The sequence below is a fragment of the Pelomonas margarita genome, from assembly GCF_043555875.1.
Taxonomy (GTDB): Bacteria; Pseudomonadota; Gammaproteobacteria; order Burkholderiales; family Burkholderiaceae_C; genus Pelomonas; species Pelomonas margarita.
In genome coordinates, this window is sequence record NZ_JBIGHW010000003.1 from 271,531 (window position 1) to 288,128 (window position 16,598).

Here is a 16,598-nt window from a genome sequence, read left to right on the forward strand (position 1 = left end):
ACACAGAGTGTCGTGGGCTCAAGGGGTGTTGAAGTCACCCGCTGTCGAAATGATGAAGTTTTCAGCCTTGATGTGCTTGCGCCAGGCGGCGTTGACCTGTTCGACGGTGACGGCGGCGATGGCGTCGTCCTGCCGCTGGAAGAGGTTCCAGGTCTCGCCTTTCTCAGCCAGTGCTGCGAGATAACCCGCCAACTGGTCGGGCGCGAGGCGCGTGGGTTTTCTGCCCTCCAGGAAGGACTTCTTGTTGCGTGCAAGTTCGGCGGTGGTCACGCCCTCAGCAGACATCCGCCGGATCTCCTCCTGCACGGCGGCGATGATCCGGTCTCGATTCTGCGGCGCATAGCTGGCCTCGATGCCAAAACTGCCGGCGTTGCCCCAATCACTCACGTCCAGCGAAGCGCCGATGTCGTAGGTCAGGCCGTCCTTCTGGCGCACGCGTTCCGACAAGCGGCTCTCCATGCCGACGCCGAAGATGCGCACGGCCATGACCAGCGGCAGGTAGTCGGGATCCTCAGCGTTCAGCGGCAGCGCCTGTTCCAGCTTGACGCTGGCGCTGGCCTTGTCGCGAGCGACGGCATCGAAGCGCGCCGCCGGGACGGCAATGTGCTGCGGGATGTGGCGCACGTACTTCGTCGCTGCGGGCTTCTTCCAGTCGCCGAACAGCCGCTCCACCTCGTCGGCCAGGCCATCAGGCAAGGCGCCGGCAACGCTGACCTGCGCCTCGTTGGCGCTCCAGTAGTCGGCATAGAAGCGCTTCACCTCGTCCAGCGTCACGGACTTCAGCCTCGCGATGCGCTCGTCCACGCTCATCAGGTAGCCCGGGTCGCCCAACTTGACACCGCGAGCGGCGTTGACGTGAGCGCGCCTGGCGCCTTCGCGCAAGGTGTCGAGCGCCTGACGCGAAGCGTCGGCGGCATTGATGTCACTCGCAACCTGGCCGTCGAAGGATGCTTGCGAAAGCGACGGCCGGCGCAGCACGTCGGCCATCAAACGCAGAGCGGGCAGCAGCGCGTCACGTTCGGCGCTGACCTTGATGGTGGCGCCCTGTTCATCGCCCCAGATTCCCGCGCTGGCGCCGAGCTTGGTCAACGCATCCCGGAGTTGCTGCAGGCTGTAGCCCTCTGAGCCTCTGACCATCAGCGGCGCCACCATCCGCGCAGCGCTGCGTGCAAGGTCGTGCTCACCCCAACGCAGCTGCATCTGCAGCGCCACCGTATTGCCGCGGGTCTGCTTGCGCAGCGTGTGCAGAGCGATACCGCTGGGCAACGTGGTGCGCTCGGTGCGCGACTCCAGCACGGCAGGCGCGGAGTCCAGCAGCTCCCCCTCCTCCACCTGCGGCGGGGGTTGCAGTTCGGCCAGGTAGGGCTCCAGCGGCGGCGCGGCGGGGATCTCCACGCGCTCCACCGCAGCGGATGGAAGGTAGCGCCCCAGCGTGCGGTTGGCGGGCTTGAAGTAGGCGGCGCGCACGCGCTCCACGTCGGCCAGCGTGACCTTGGCGGCGTCCTGCATCTGCTTGAACCACAGCCGCCAGTCGCCTGCGCCAATGAAGTCGTGGAGTAACTCGATCAGCGCCTCTGGATTCTTTATCTGCTGGCGTAGCCCCGTGGCGAGCGAGTCACGCACGCGCTGCAGGTCGCGCTCCTCGAAAGGCTTGGCGCTGCGACCTTCAAGCAGGTCGGTCAGCACGGCCTGGACCTTGTCCATGTCCACGTCGGGCGGCAATGCCGCGTTGAGACTGACCAGTCCTGGATCCACGCCACCACTGATGTTGAGGGTGGCAGACACGGCAGCAAGCCCGGCATCGGCCAGTTCCCGGTCGAGTCGCTCGCCCAGCCCGCGATTCATCAGCAACCGATAGACGAACAAGGCCGGCATGTCTGGGTGCGTCTGGGCCGGTACGTGATAAGCCACCCGCAGCAGCGGCTGGCCACCGACTCGGCGCACCACCACGCTGCGCTCGCCGTCCTGGGCTGGCTCCACGGTGTAGGGCTGAGGGATGGACGTTGCCGGCTTGGGCGTAGCGCCGAAGTGCCTGGCGATGAGGGCCAGCGTCGCGGCCTTGTCGAAGCCGCCGGCGATCATCAGCGTCGCGTTGTCGGGCCGGTAATGGCGCTTGTAGAAGGCCTGCAGCTTCTCGATGGGCACGTTCTCGATGTCGCTCGGCGTGCCGAGCACGCTCTGGCCATAGGGGTGCCAAGCGAAGGCCGCCGCGTCGACGCGCTGGGCCAGCACCGCAGCAGGATCGTTCTCGCGGCGCTCGAACTCATTGCGCACCACCGTCATCTCGGTGTCGAGGTCCGCCTTGGCGACACGGCTGTTCACCATGCGGTCGGCCTCCAGGTCGATGAGGAAGGCCAGCGTGTCGGCGTTGGCGTTGGCGTTGAAAGACGCGTAGTAGCTCGTGCGGTCGTGCGTCGTCGTGCCGTTGTGGCCTACGCCGCGCGCTGCCAGTGCCGCCCAGATGTCCGGGTGTCGCGCGCTGCCCTTGAACAGCAGATGCTCCAGCAAGTGCGCCATGCCGTACTCGCCGGCGACCTCGTGGCGGCTGCCGACGCGGTAGGTGATGTTGACGGTCGTGGTCGTTTGCGTCGCGTCCGCAAACAGCAGCACCTGCAGCCCGTTGGGCAGGCGGTACTCCTCGATGCCGCCCAATTGGCGAACGAACGTGGCTGGGGCAGGCGCGGGTACGGATGCGGCGGGCGGCGCCACCGGCTTGGACGCAGCAGCTCGCGAGGGTTTGGTCGACGCCACGCTGGCGGCCAGCAGGCAGGCCAGCATCAGGCCGATTCGAAACGAAATCACGCGCATCTACGGCAGCTGGCGACACCACCGGTCATTCATCGAGGCGCGGATTCTGGCCGCGCCACGCGGACCAGCCGAGCACCTGCCTTCGGTGATTAGTGCCTGCGCGGGTTGGTCGGCGCCCCGATCTTCTAGCGACTCGCGCGCCATTGCGCTCGGCGCCGTACACAACCGCGCGGCGCCAACCAAACGGCCTTGCGGCCAGCGGGCGGCGCTTCAAGGCGCCTTGAAGTCACCCGCTGTCGAAATGATGAAATTCTCGGCCTTGACGTGCTTGCGCCAGGCGGCGTTGGCCTGCCCGACGGTGACGGCCGCCAGCTGCTCGTCGCGCTGCTGCGCCCGCGCCCAGGTCTCGCCGCGCTCGGCCATGCCGGCCAGGCTGCCGGCCAGCGCCCCGGTGTCGGCCCGGCTCTGCTTGCGGCCTTCGAGGATGTCGTGCTTCGCACGCGCCAGCTCGGCCGCCGTGAGGCCGTCACGCGCCATGCGGGCCACCTCTTCCTGCACGACGGCGATGACGCGCTCGCGCTTGTCGGGCGCAAAGCTGGCCTGGATGGCGAAGCTGCCCGCGTTGCCCCAGTGGCCAGCGCCCAGCGAGGCGCCAATGCCGTAGGTCAGGCCTTCCTTCTGGCGCACGCGCTCGGACAGCCGGCTCTCCAGACCGCCACCGCCGAAGACATGCACGGCCAGCTCCAGCGCGTCGTGGTCGGCGTCCTCGGCGTTCAGCGGCAGCGTCTGGTGCAGGCGCACGATGGCATTGGCCTTGTCGCGAGCGATGGCGTCGAAGCGCGCCGGCGGCACGTCCACATGGCGCGGCACATGGCGCACGAAGCGCGGTGCGGCGGACAGCTTCCAGTCACCGAACAGCTGCTCCAGCGCGGCAGCCAGGCCGTCGGGCAAGGCGCCGACGACGCTGACCTGGGCCTCGTTGGCACTCCAGTAGTCGACATAGAAGCGACGCACGTCGTCCAGCGTCGTGCCGCGCAGCTCGGCCAGACGCTCGTCCACACCCATCACGTAGTCAGGGTGGCCGAGGCTGGCGCCACGCGCCCGGTTGTAGTGGCCGCGGGTGGCCTCCTGGCGCAGCACACCAGGCTCCTGGCGCGAGGCCTCGATGCTGGCCACGGCGGCCTTGAGGTCGCGGTCGAAGGCATCCTGCGGCAGCAACGGCCGGCGCAGCGCATCGGCGGCCACGCGCAGCGCGGGCAGCAGCGTGTCGCGCTCGGCGCTCAGGTAGACGCTGGCGCCCTGGTCGTGACTGACGATGTTGAGGCTGGCACGCAACTTGATCAACGCGTCCTGCAGCTGCTGGCGCGTGTAGCCCTGGCTGCCCTCGTCCATCAGCTGGCCGACGAACTCGGTGCCGCGGCGCGCGTAGGTGGCATCGCGCTCGCCCCAACGCAGCTGCATCTGCAGCACGACGCTGTTGCCGCGTGTCTGCTTCTGCAGCGTGTGCAGCGCCATGCCGCTGGGCAGCGTGGCGCGCGTCGTGCGCGATTCCAGCACCGCCGGCACTGGCGCCAGCTGCTCGCCAGCCTCGACCTTGGGCGGCCCCTGCAGCGCGGCCAAACGCTGCTCAAGCGGCGGCGCAGCCGGGATCTCGACCCGCTCGACAGCCGCCGCCGGCAGGTAGCGGCCCAGCGTGCGGTTGGCCGGCCTGAAGTAGGCTGCGCGAACGCGCGCTACGTCGGCCAGCGTGACCTTGGGGATGTCTTCCATCAGCTGGAACAGCAGCCGCCAGTCGCCGGCCGCAATGAGGCCGGAGATCTGCTGGATCAGCGCCTCGGGGTTCTTCATCTGCTGGCGGTAACTGTTGACGGCGATGTCACGCACGCGCGCGAGCTGGCTCTCGTCGAAGGGTTGGGCGTCACGGCCTTCGGCGAGGTCCAGCAGCAGCTTCTCGACCTTGTCGACGTCCGCCCCGGGCGGCAGCGCCGCAAACGCGTTGGCCACGCCGGGGTCCACGCCGCCGGCACCGCCCAGCCCGACGGCCACCGCCAGCTTGGTCTCCACCAACTGCTTGTAGAGCTGGCCGCTGGGCTGCAGACTCATCAGCAGGCCATAGACGATGAGCGCCGGCGTGTCGGGGTGCGTGATAGCGGGCACGTGGTAAGCCGCAAGAAGAATCGGTTGGCCGCCGACGCGGCGCACGACCACGCTGCGCTCGCCGTCCTGCGGCGGCTCCACCGTGTAGGGCTGCGGGATGGGCGTGGCGGGCCGAGCCAGCGGGCCGAAGTGCCGGCCTATCAGCGCCAGCGTGGCCGCCTTGTCGAACGCGCCAGCGATCAGCAGCGTCGCGTTGTCGGGCCGGTAGTAGCGCTTGTAGAAGCCCTGCAGCTTCTCGATGGGCACGTTCTCGATGTCGCTCTTGGGGCCGATGGTGGCGTGGCCGTAAGGGTGCCAGGCGAAGGCCGCCGCGTTGACGCGCTGCGCCAGCACGGCGAACGGCTGGTTCTCGCCGCGCTCGAACTCGTTGCGCACCACCGTCATCTCGGTGTCCAAGTCGGCCTTGGCCACCCGGCTGTTCACCATGCGGTCGGCTTCCAGATCCAGCAGGAAGGCCAGCGTGTCGGCGTTGGCGTTGAAGCTGGCGAAGTAGTTGGTGCGGTCTGTCGTCGTCGTGCCGTTGAAGCGCACGCCGCGCTGTGCCATCGCGCCGGGGATGTCGTGCTGCCGCTCCGTGCCCTTGAACACCATGTGCTCCAGCAGGTGGGCCATGCCGTACTCGCCCGGCGCCTCGTGGCGGCTGCCGACGCGGTAGGTGATGTTGACGGTGGTGGTGGTCTGCGTGGCGTCGGGGAACAGCAGGATCTGCAGGCCGTTGGACAGCCGATATTCCTCGATGCCGCCCAGCTCGCGCACCGCCTGCGGTTCCACGGCCACCGCCGCGACGGCGCGTGTGCCGCCGGGCTTCACACGGGCCACGGTCTGCGCGTGCGCCTGAACCATCACCAGGCTCAGCAGGGCGACGCCCAGGCCACGCGCCACCCATCCGTCCATCGCTATCCGCATCTGTCTCTCTCCAGGCGGCCGAGGCTTCGGCCGCGGCGGATTCTGCGCGGTTTTGTCGGCCGGGCCGTTCGTCAGATCCCAATGACCGCTTGGCCGGCCACCAGCCGGCATCGGCCGCCGGGCGTCAGCGGAACACGCCCACCGCCGCCACCAGGCTGGCCGCCTGCTGCTGCAGGCTGTAGGACGCGGCGGTGCTCTCCTCCACCAGCGCCGCGTTCTGCTGCGTGACCTGGTCCAGATGGCTGACCGCCTGGCCCACTTGCGCGATGCCGTTGCTCTGCTCGCGCACCGAGCCGCTGATCTCGCCGATCAGGTGCGACACGCGCTGCACCTTGCCCATGATCTCTTCCATCGCCTGGCCCGCACCGTCCACGAGGCGCGAGCCGGCCTCGACCTGCGCCACGCTGGCGCCGATCAGCGACTTGATCTCCTTGGCCGCCTCGGCGCTGCGCTGGGCCAGGCTGCGCACCTCGCCGGCCACCACCGCAAAGCCACGGCCTTGTTCGCCGGCTCGCGCGGCCTCCACGGCCGCATTCAACGCCAGGATGTTGGTCTGGAAGGCAATGCCATCGATGACGCCAATGATGTCGGCGATGCGCCGCGAGCTGCTGCTGATGTCGCCCATGCGCGCCACCACCTGCGCCATGGCCTCTCCGCCCTGGGCCGCCGCCGTGCTGGCCTGGCCGGACAGATCATTGGCCTGCTGCGCCGTATCGGCGTTGTTCTTCACGGAGGCGGTCATCTGCTCCATGGACGCGGCGGTCTGCTCCAGGCTGGACGCGGCCTGCTCGGTGCGCGAGCTCAGGTCCTCGTTGCCCTTGGCGATCTCGTTGACGGCCGTCTGCAGGTTCACCACCTGCTGGCTGACATCGCTGACCAGCCAGCGGAACATCAGCCCCAACTGGCTGATGCAGCGCATGCTCATGCCGATCTCATCGACGCGATCCATGCTGGACACGTCCTGGTGCGCGCCCGTGGCCACCGCCAGTGCCTGGCGCTTCAGTTCCTCCAGTGGCCGCGCGAACATCTGCTCGAACACGATGGCCGTGATGACCATGCCCACGCCCACCACCGCCGCCAGACGGGCCAGCGCGGTCATGTCGGACGCGATCGGGAAGCCCACCAGCAGCATCGCCAGCCACACCAGCGACAGCGTGAGGCGGATGCGCCCGCGCGCGCCCAGCGTCTTGCGCCAGTTGAACAGCGCCGCCACGGCGGAGCTGCCCAGCAGCAGCCCCTTGTGCATGCGCACGCCCGCCCGGCCGGCGCGCATGTCGGCGTACAGCTTCTCGGCTGCAGCGGACTCGTCGCGCGACGCCCGTGTGCGCACCGACATGTAGCCCTGCGTGCGCCCCTCGCGCACGATGGGCACGGCATTGGCATGCACCCAGTAGTGATCGCCGTCCTTGCGACGGTTCTTCACCAGGCCGGTCCAGGGCTCGCCGCCCTTGAGCGTGGCCCACATGTCGGCGAAGGCTGCCTCCGGCATGTCGGGGTGGCGCACGAAATTGTGCGGCTGGGCGATGATCTCTTCGCGCGTGAAGCCGCTGACCGAGATGAACGCGTCGTTGGCGTACTTGACGTGACTCTGAGGGTCCGTCGTGGACATCAACGTGGCATCTGCCGGGAACTCAAACTCCCGCTGGGTCACGGGCTGATTGACGCGCATATCACCTCCACCTGTTCTCGTTGATCGGCTTGGTGCGAGACCCCGCTGCAGGAGCCCTGCAGACCGATGATCGTCAGTCAATCCGAAAAAAGAAAGCGTTAGTTCGCCCGGCTGCGCACAACGCCGCACAAGCCCCACAAGCCCCTGGCAGGCTGCGAATGCGCTGACACAGCCGCTAGCGCGCGGCGTCCCGGTCTGCTATAGCCGGCGCGCCGGCAGCTGCGCCAGCAGAAGGATGCCGGCCATCAGCCACATGGGCGCGGCCAGCGCCGTGGTGGCGGCCAGCATGCCAAAGCCCACCGGCATGCCCACCGTCGCGCCGTTCAGCGTCAGCATGCGCAGGCCCAGCGCCTGGCCATGGCGCTCATGCGGCGTGGCACGGTGCAGCATGGCCAGCACCATGGGCTGCACTGAGCCCAGCGCCACGCCCAGCAGCGCCGAGCCTGCCACCAGCCCCAGCGTGCCGGGCAGCCACGCATAGGCAATGAAGGTCAGCATGGCCAGCGCCATCGCCGCGCGCAGGGCCTTGGCCTCGTCGATGTCGTCGGCAAAGCGCACGATGGCCAGCCGCACGAGCGTCGCCGCCACTGCGAAGCTGCCCAGCACCAGGCCGATGCTGGCGGCCGACAGCCCGCGCGCATGGCCCACGACGGGCACGACGAAGCTGTGCGCATCCCAGCCGGCCGACAGCGCGAGGTTGACAATGAGCAGACGCCGGTAGGCCGGCAGCCGGAACAGGTCCCAGGCCGCGCGCTCGCGAAAGCTCTTGGTGACCACCTTGGGCGGGTTGCGCGGCACCTTGCGGGCCAGTGCCCAGGCCAGCAGCGGCAGCAGAGCCGCGAAGGCAAAGCCGGCGCTCATGCCGACATGGTCGATCAGCAGTCCCGCGATGATGGGGGACAGCGCGTTGGACAGCGCCGGCCCCAGCGCCATCCAGCTGAAGATCTTCTTCAGCTCTCCTGGCTCCTGGGCCATGAGCCCGGCCTCGCGCTGCATGGCCACGCCCGCCATCGCCACCGCGCCGCCGCACAACAGGCAGCCGGTCGCAATGGCCCACAGATGGGGGATCACCAGCGCCAGCACGGCGCCGACAAAGGCCAGCAGCACGCCCATGCCCACCGGCCGGTGCAGCCCGTGACGGTCGGCCAGCCGGCCGGCCCACAGCGACAGCGCGATGGGCGCCACGGCGAACAGGCTCAGCAGCATGCCTACCGACGCCTCGCCATAGCCCTGCTTGAGCACCCACAGACTGGCCGTCACCCGCGTCGTCGCCATGCAGGCGTGCACGCAGATCATGGTGGCGATCAGCCACCAGAAGGCGTCGCGCATGCGCTGCGCGGGGGCCGGGCCGGCCGGCTCGCTCACTCGGTGTCCTCGGCCTGCGCCAGCTTCAGCAACTGCTGGGCCGCGTCATCGGGCAGCGCCTCCACGCCCTTGAGCTTGCGCGTCATCGCGCGCGTGCGCACCTCGGCAGCCTCCAGCGTGTTGCCGGCTTCCTCCAGCTTCTTCTTGGCCTTGGCCAGCACGTCGCCGAACTTGCCGAACTCGGTCTTCACGGCGCCCAGCACCTCCCAGACCTCGGCCGAACGCTTCTCAAGCGCCAGCGTGCGGAAACCCATCTGCAGGCTGGTCAGCGTGGCCAGCAACGTCGTCGGGCCGCACAGCATCACCTTGTGCTCGCGCTGCAGGCTCTCCACCAGGCCGGGGCGGCGCAGCGCCTCGGCGTACAGGCCCTCGGTGGGCACGAAGAGGATGGCGAAGTCGGTGGTGTGCGGCGGGCCGATGTACTTGTCGCGGATGGTCTTGGCCTCCAGCCGCAGCCGCGTCTCGATGGCCTTGGCCGAGGCCTCGGCGGCGGCGGCATCGGCGCGCTCCTGCGCATCCAGCAGGCGCTCGTAGTCCTCGCGCGGGAACTTGGCGTCGATGGGCAGCCACAGCGGCTGGCCATCGTCGCGCTGCCCGGGTAGCGAGATCGCGAACTCCACCCGCTCCGACGAGCCCGGCAACGTGGCCACGTTGGCCGCGTACTGCTCGGGCGTGAACACCTGGTCCAGCAAGCCGGCCAGCTGCACCTCGCCGAACACGCCGCGCGTCTTCACATTGGTCAGCACGCGGTTCAGCGAGCCCACGTCGCGTGCCAGGTTCTGCATCTCGCCCAGGCCCTTGTGAACCTGCTCCAGCCGCTCGGCCACCTGCTTGAAGCTCTCACCCAGGCGCTGCTCCAGCGTGGCGTGCAGCTTCTCGTCCACCGTGGCGCGCATCTGCTCCAGCTTCTTCTCGTTGTCTTGCTGGATGGCGGTCAGGCGCTGCTCCACGGTCAGGCGCAGCTCGGCCAGACGCTGGTCATTGGTCTTGGACAGGGCCTGCAGTTGCTCGCGCATCGCGTCGCCCAGCTTCTGCATGGACTCGGCCTGTGCCTGCACGCTGCGCAACGCGGCGCCGTCCTGCGCCTCGCGCGCGGCCAGTGCTTGCTGAGCCAGCGACTGGTTGCTGCCCTGCAGGCCTTGCGTCAGCACCTGCTGGAACTGGGCCAGCCCCTGCAGTAGCTCCTGACGCGTGCCGCTGGCGCTGCGGCCCAGCTCGTCGCGCAACTCGCGCTCCAGGCGCTCGTTGCTCTGCAGCAGCTCGGGCGGCACGCCCTGCGGCGCCTTCTGACGCGCCCAGATCAACACCAGCAGAACAAGGATCAGGGCCAACAAGGCCAGCAGCAGCACGTCGATCAAGGTCATTCGGCCGATTGTCGCCGCAGGGCTAAAGAGCCTTACCCAAGGGGGGCTGCAGAGCTGCCCCCACCCAATCTGCTGCGGCAGGCCTCTCAGGGCTGCCACTGACGGGCACCGCTCAGGGCGCGACCAGCCCCTTCACCGCCTTGGGCAGCTCGGCCTCGATCAGCGCCTCCAGCGCCTGCACGCGCTGCTCGGGCGTGGTGGCGGCCCAGGGGTTGGCGGCCGTCTCGCGGGCGACAGGCAGGCGAGTGCCGACGGCCAGCGACTGCTCGCGGCGCAGCCGCAGGTCGCCCAGGTCGATCAGCGCGACACGGATGGACACATAGGGCGCGAACACCGGCAGGCCGCCTTGGCCGTCGAAGCCGATCTGGGCGCTGGGCCGCAGGTCCAGCACGAAGCCCGGGCCTTCCAGCGGGGTGTGGATGCGCGCCGGCAGCGCGGCGATCAGGCCCGGCTCCTGCTGGCTGCGGGTGACCAGCAGTAGCTTGCCAGCCCCTGCCGACCGCACTGCCGCTGCCAGGTTGCCCGGCAGGCTGAGCTTGCCGTCCACGAACAGCTTGGCAGGGTCACCAAACAGGCTGCGCGTGGAGGAGGTGTAGAGCTTCACCTCGCGCTTGTCGTCACCGGCCTTGACCGCCGTGTTCAGCGCCTGCAGCACCGCGTTGTCCAGGCCTCCGGCGGGCCGGGCCGTCCATTCACCGGCCTGCACCGTGTCGCCGCGCGCGGGCGTCAGGTTCAGCAGCTGCACGCTGTCTCCCAGCAGGGACAGCGCAGCGAACTTGTTGGGGTCGCGCGGCGTCTTGTCCTCGACGGCGGCCTCGGGCTCAGGTGCGGGCGGTAGCGGGGGCGGCTTCTTCTGGGCTAGCGCCAGGGCGGGCAGCAGCGCGAGGACGTACAGCAGGCGACGTTTCATCACAGGGGCAGCACTTCGGGATTCAGGGGGGTGGGAGGCGTCGCGCCGGTCAGCGCGGCCACAAGGTTGTCGGCCGCCAGGCGGGCCATGGCCAAGCGGGTGGGCAGCGTGGCACTGCCGATATGCGGGATGAGCACGATGTTGGGCAGCGTCAGCAGCGCGGGGTTGACCCGGGGCTCGCCCTCGAAGACGTCCAGGCCCGCAGCAGCGATGCGGCGCTCGCGCAGCGCGGCCACCAGCGCGTTCTCGTCGACGATGCCACCACGGGCGATGTTGACCAGTGTGGCCGTGGGCTTCATCAGCGATAGCTCGGCGGCGGCGATGCAGTGGTGAGACGCGGCCGAGTACGGCAACACCAGCACCAGGTGGTCGGCCTGGCGCAGCAGATCGTCCTTGCTGAGGTAGCGCGCGCCCAGCTCGCGCTCGGTGTCGGCGGGCAGGCGAGAGCGGTTGTGGTAGGCGATTTCCATGCCGAAGCCGAAGCGCGCGCGCCGTGCCAGCGCCTGGCCAATGCGCCCCATGCCGAGGATGCCCAAGGTCGTGCCATGCACCTCGGCACCCGCCAGAAAGTCCCAGGACCAGCTCTTCCACTGCCCGTCGCGTAGCAGGCGCTCGCCCTCGCTCATGCGCCGGGCCGTGGCCATCAGCAGCGCGAAGCCCAGGTCGGCCGTCGTCTCGGTCAGCACATCGGGCGTGTTGGTGACGAGCACGCCGCGCGCCGTGCAGGCGGCCAGGTCGATGTGGTTGTAGCCCACGCTCATCGTGCAGACGGCGCGCAGCGCGGGACAGGCATCTAGCAGCTCCGCAGTGATGCGCTCGGTACCGGTGATGTAGGCGCCGGCCTTGCCCTGCAGCCGGGCGCGCAGTTCGTCGGGTGCCAGCACGCCGTCGCCCTCGACGGCGTCGACCTCGAAGCATGCGGCCAGGCGCTCGATGACATCGGCGGGCGCCCGGCGGGCGATCAGGATCTTCTTGCGCATGGCGGCTCCTCGTCCCCGCTCACGGGGTCAGTGCTTGCAGGGCTTGCAGATAAGCCGGGGGCAGCTCAGCCACCGGGCGGCGCGTGTCGCGGTCCACGTACACATGCACGAAGTGACCCCGCGCCGCGCAGCGCTCGGCGCCCTCGGCGAACAGGCCGATCTCGTAGCGCACGCTGGAGCGGCCCTGGTGTGCTACACGCACACCGGCCTCGATGCGCTGCGGGAAGGCCAGTGACTCGAAGAAATTGCAGTGCGTCTCCACCACCAGGCCGATGACCTTGCCGGCATGGAGGTCCAGCGCACCGGCATCGATGAGCAGGCGGTTCACGGCCGTGTCGAACAGGCTGTAGTAGACGACGTTGTTCAGGTGGCCGTAGACATCGTTGTCCATCCACCGCGTCGTGAGCGGCACGAACTGCGGGTAGGCGTGGCGGTCGTCGGGCTGCGGTCGCGTCATGCGGCGCATTCTTCCATGCGGCCATGGACACACGCCCTGCAAAGGATTGCGACTTATGCACTTGCCCCGCGAGATTTGCCGGGGAGACACTGGCCCGCCCATGTCGGGTACAGGCGGGTGCCCAAGCGGCGCCGTCGGCTGGCAACGGATTCACAACGCTCGGAAGGAGCATCCGCATGAACCGCACTCTTGCATCGCTTGCCCTCGCTTGCGCCACCCTTGTGGGCGCGTCATCCGCCCTGGCGCAGAACGCCACCAAGGACGACGCGGTCGCCATGGTCAAGAAGGGCATTGCCCACATCAAGGCCAGCGGCAAGGACAAGGGCTATGCCGACATCACCGGCAAGGAGGCCCAGTTCATCAAGCACGACCTCTACCTCGTCGTCTACGGCCTGGACGGCAAGTGCCTGGCACACGGCGCCAACCCCAAGCAGGTGGGTCGCGACCTGATCGACCTGAAGGACATCGACGGCAAGGCCTTCGTGCGCGAGCGCACCGAGCTGGGCCGCTCCCAGCCCAAGGGCTTCTGGCAGGACTACAAGTTCACCAACCCGACGAACAAGAAGGTGGAACCCAAGCAGATGTACTGCGAGCGGCTGGACGAGACCATCGTCTGCGGCGGCGTCTACAAGTAAAGCCGGCTCGGCATGTGCGCAAAGGCTAGACGATGAAGCTTGCCGCCAAGATGCTGCTGCCCCCCACGGCAGCGCTGGCCATCGTGCTGGCGATCGGCCTGGGCAACAACTGGTTCTCGCTGCGCGAGGTGGTCGGCGCCAACGCGGCGGGCCAGCAGCGCAACGAGGTCTTCATGACCATGGTGTCCGTGCAGACCCAGGTCGGCGAGATGCACGGCGGCGTGTTCCGCACCATCGCGCTGATCGCCTCGATGGACGAGGCCCAGGTCAAGACCGTGCGCACCGAACTCAAGAACCAGGTGGAGGGCATCGCCCGCACGCTGAGCGCACTGGCCGCCATCGAAGGCACCTCCACCGAAACCGATGGACTCATCCAGCAGTGCCAGCCGCTGCTGCAGGCCTACCTGGCCAAGGCCGATGGCGCCATCGACCTGGCTTCGGTCGATCCCAATACCGGCGTGGCGGCCATGCAGGACGCCCAGGCCCGCTACAAGGACGTGGCGGCGCTAATCGGCAAGATCGTCCAGGCCCTGGGGGGCGAGCAGCAGTCCGCCGCCGATAGCCAGCAGGACAACGCGGGTCGCCGTGCGTGGATCTTCGCGCTGGTGTCGCTGCTGGCCGCTGGCGCCGGCATGGGGCTGCTGCTGATCAACCAGCGCAAGATCGCTGCCGATGTGAACGAATCGCTGTCGCTGGCGCAGGCCGTCGCGGCCGGCGACCTCACGCGGCGCGCGACGCCGCTGGGCAAGGACGAACTCGCCGGACTCATGCAGGCCTTGAACCAGATGTGCGAGCAACTGGGCAGCACCGTGGGCGACGTGATGCAGGTGGCGGACTACATCCGCACCGCGTCCGCCGAGATCGCCTCGGGCAATCAGGACTTGAACATGCGCACCGAGCAGACGGCCTCCAGCCTGGAGGTCACCAGCTCGTCGATGGCCCAGCTCACGGGCATCGTGCACCAAAGCGCGGCGCATGCGCAGACGGCCAACCAGCTCGCCAGCTCGGCCGCCGACGTGGCGCACCGCGGTGGCAGCGTCGTGCAGCAGGTGGTGGACACAATGAACGACATCGCCATGTCCAGCAAGCGCATCGCCGACATCATCGGCGTCATCGACGAGATCGCGTTCCAGACCAATATCCTGGCGCTCAACGCCGCCGTGGAGGCGGCCCGGGCCGGCGAGCAGGGGCGCGGATTCGCCGTCGTGGCCGGCGAGGTGCGCGGCTTGGCGGGCCGCAGCGCCACCGCCGCCAAGGAAATCAAGACGCTGATCAGCGCCAGCGTGGAGCGCGTCGAATCCGGCGCACGCCATGTGCAGGAAGCCGGCGCCACGATGGGCGAGATCGTCGGCGCCGTGCAGCGCGTGACCGACATCATGGGCGAGATCAGCGCCAGCGCGTCAGCGCAGAGCCAAGGCATCGCCGACGTGAACCAGGCCGTCTATCAGGTCGACGACATGACGCAGCAGAACGCCGCCCTCGTCGAGGAAAGCGCCGCTGCGGCCGAGTCGCTGCGCGAGCAGGCGCAGCGGCTGGCGCAGGTGGTCAGCCAGTTCCGCGTGCGATAGCCGCCCAGGAATCAGCGGCAAGCTTGAGGGTGCTGACCTGCGCGGCCACGGTGGTCGACAGGTCATGCCCGTAGCCGCCGGCCATGCTCAGCGCCACTGGGATGCCGCGCTCCCGCAGCGCCGTCAGCACGCGCCGATCGCGCTCGGCCAGGCCGGCGTGGGTCAGCTTCAACCGACCCAGGCGATCGCCCTCGTGCGGGTCGGCGCCGGCCAGATAGAACGCCAGGCCGGGCTGGCAGCGACGCCAGACCGTGGCCAGCGCTTCGTCCAGCGCGGCCAGATATTCGGCATCGCCGCAGCCGTCCGGCAACCCCACGTCCAGATCGCCCGGCTCCTTGCGGAACGGGAAGTTTTTCTCGCCGTGCATGGAGAAGGTGAACACCGAGTCGTCGTCGCGAAAGATGGCCGCCGTGCCGTTGCCCTGGTGCACGTCCAGGTCGATCACCAGCACGCCCAGCAGATGACGGTGCTGGCGCGCCCACGCCACCTGCATCAGCCGGGCCGCCACGGCGACGTCATTGAATACGCAGTAGCCCGAGCCCTTGTCCGCGTAGGCATGGTGAGTGCCGCCCGCCATGTTCGCGGCCACGCCTTCCGCCAGCGCCGCCCGCGCAGCGGCAATGCTGGCGCCGACCGAGCGGCGCGAGCGCTCGGCCATGGACGGGCTCCACGGGAAGCCGATCTCGCGCTGCTGCGCCGCGCTCAGCGTGCCGCTGAGTACGGCGGCCACGTAGTCGGGCGTATGGGCCAGCAACAGCTCGTCCTCGGCCGCTGCCGGCGCCGGCTGCATGCGCAACAGCCCGGGCTCGCGCTCGAAGTGCTCGCGCAGCAGGCGGTACTTGGACTGCGGAAACCGATGGCCCGGCGGCAGCGCCAGACTGTGGGCGTCGGAATGGAAAGCCAGCATGGCCGCCACGGTAGCAGCGCCTCACCGGAACAATCAGCACCCCTAGTTTGCTGCGGTGCACAAAAAAGACTTGCAATCCGCCGGCGCACCCCTATGATTCGAGTCATGTTGCAGTGCAGCAATCAAGCACAGCAATCGGTTCAACCACTCGAAATCGGAGTTCCACCATGCTGACCGCTGAACAAATCCTCGCCGCTCACAAAGCCAACGTCGAAACCCTCTTCGGCCTGACGAACAAGGCGTTCGAAGGCGTCGAGAAGCTCGTCGAGCTGAACCTGCAGGTCGCCAAGACCGCGCTGAGCGAGGCCGCTGACACCACCAACGCCGCGCTGTCGGTGAAGGACGCGCAGGAACTGCTGTCGCTGCAGGCCGCGCTGCTGCAACCGACCGCCGAGAAGGCTGCCTCCTACAGCCGCCACATCTACGACATCGCGTCCAGCACCGGTGCCGAAGTCGCCAAGGTCGCCGAGAGCCAATTCGCTGACGCGCAGAAGACCTTCTCCACGCTGGTAGACACCGCCGCCAAGAACGCCCCGGCCGGCACCGAGAACGCCGTCGCGCTGGTGAAGTCCGCCGTTGCCGCCGCGAACAACGCGTTCGAGTCGGTGCACAAGGCCACCAAGCAGGCCGTCGAAGTGGCCGAGGCCAACTTCCAGGCCGCCACGACGCAAGCCGTCAAGGCCACGCAGACGGCGGCCCGCACCGCCAAGCGCGCTGCCGCCTGAAGACTTCGGGCGTCCGCCTGATACAAGCCCGGTGCATGCACCGGGCTTTTTTCATTGCGCGCACCATCGAGCGGCAGCGGCGCCCGGCGAGCCCTCGCCGCCAGGGTGCGAAAGGCCTTGGCCAGATCGCGGATTCGCGCCTTGCAGCCGTGATGGGAAAGCACCTCCCTGACTCGCGGGGGCCCAGCGAGGCGACTTGCACGGGTC

General features: G+C 68.8%; 12 protein-coding genes. 3 read left to right on the forward strand and 9 right to left on the reverse strand.

Annotated elements, in window-relative coordinates; genetic code table 11:
* Positions 1-18 precede the first annotated feature (18 nt).
* The 8 genes from ACG0Z3_RS07195 to ACG0Z3_RS07230 form a co-directional block, all read right to left on the reverse strand.
* Positions 19-2,802 carry a M16 family metallopeptidase gene (locus ACG0Z3_RS07195; RefSeq protein ID WP_394396584.1) on the reverse strand — a complete coding sequence of 928 codons (2,784 nt, stop codon included), beginning with the start codon at positions 2,800-2,802 and terminating at the stop codon, positions 19-21.
* Positions 2,803-3,018: 216 nt separating this feature from the next.
* Positions 3,019-5,811, reverse strand: a complete 2,793-nt coding sequence (locus ACG0Z3_RS07200; RefSeq protein WP_394396586.1) for a M16 family metallopeptidase — start codon at positions 5,809-5,811, stop codon at positions 3,019-3,021.
* A gap of 124 nt (positions 5,812-5,935) precedes the next feature.
* Positions 5,936-7,480 carry a methyl-accepting chemotaxis protein gene (locus tag ACG0Z3_RS07205; RefSeq protein WP_394396588.1) on the reverse strand — a complete coding sequence of 515 codons (1,545 nt, stop codon included), beginning with the start codon at positions 7,478-7,480 and terminating at the stop codon, positions 5,936-5,938.
* Positions 7,481-7,678: 198 nt separating this feature from the next.
* On the reverse strand, positions 7,679-8,845 hold the full coding sequence (locus ACG0Z3_RS07210) for an MFS transporter (protein ID WP_394396589.1): 1,167 nt from the start codon (positions 8,843-8,845) through the stop codon (positions 7,679-7,681).
* On the reverse strand, positions 8,842-10,209 hold the full coding sequence (locus tag ACG0Z3_RS07215; protein ID WP_394396591.1) for a DNA recombination protein RmuC: 1,368 nt from the start codon (positions 10,207-10,209) through the stop codon (positions 8,842-8,844). The genes ACG0Z3_RS07210 and ACG0Z3_RS07215 overlap by 4 nt, the downstream gene beginning before the upstream one ends.
* A 112-nt stretch (positions 10,210-10,321) precedes the next feature.
* Positions 10,322-11,119, reverse strand: coding sequence for a hypothetical protein (locus ACG0Z3_RS07220; RefSeq protein ID WP_394396592.1), 798 nt, complete (start codon positions 11,117-11,119; stop codon positions 10,322-10,324).
* Positions 11,119-12,099 (reverse strand): 2-hydroxyacid dehydrogenase, encoded by a 981-nt coding sequence (locus ACG0Z3_RS07225; RefSeq protein ID WP_394396594.1) that lies wholly within the window; start codon positions 12,097-12,099, stop codon positions 11,119-11,121. The genes ACG0Z3_RS07220 and ACG0Z3_RS07225 overlap by 1 nt, the downstream gene beginning before the upstream one ends.
* 19 nt (positions 12,100-12,118) lie before the next feature.
* Positions 12,119-12,556: an acyl-CoA thioesterase gene (locus ACG0Z3_RS07230; protein ID WP_394396595.1), complete on the reverse strand. Its 438-nt coding sequence runs from the start codon at positions 12,554-12,556 to the stop codon at positions 12,119-12,121.
* A gap of 176 nt (positions 12,557-12,732) precedes the next feature.
* On the opposite strand from ACG0Z3_RS07230, the gene ACG0Z3_RS07235 reads away from it, so the two are divergent.
* A complete protein-coding gene (locus ACG0Z3_RS07235; RefSeq protein ID WP_394396596.1) occupies positions 12,733-13,191 on the forward strand; it encodes a cache domain-containing protein in 459 nt (152 codons plus the stop codon).
* 32 nt (positions 13,192-13,223) lie between these two features.
* Positions 13,224-14,759 carry a methyl-accepting chemotaxis protein gene (locus ACG0Z3_RS07240; RefSeq protein ID WP_394396598.1) on the forward strand — a complete coding sequence of 512 codons (1,536 nt, stop codon included), beginning with the start codon at positions 13,224-13,226 and terminating at the stop codon, positions 14,757-14,759.
* Here ACG0Z3_RS07240 and ACG0Z3_RS07245 read toward each other — a convergent pair.
* Complete coding sequence (locus tag ACG0Z3_RS07245; protein WP_394396600.1) at positions 14,737-15,666, reverse strand: histone deacetylase family protein; 930 nt, start codon at positions 15,664-15,666, stop codon at positions 14,737-14,739. The genes ACG0Z3_RS07240 and ACG0Z3_RS07245 overlap by 23 nt on opposite strands.
* A 167-nt stretch (positions 15,667-15,833) precedes the next feature.
* On the opposite strand from ACG0Z3_RS07245, the gene ACG0Z3_RS07250 reads away from it, so the two are divergent.
* Complete coding sequence (locus ACG0Z3_RS07250; RefSeq protein ID WP_394396601.1) at positions 15,834-16,391, forward strand: phasin family protein; 558 nt, start codon at positions 15,834-15,836, stop codon at positions 16,389-16,391.
* The last annotated feature ends 207 nt before the right edge of the window (positions 16,392-16,598 follow it).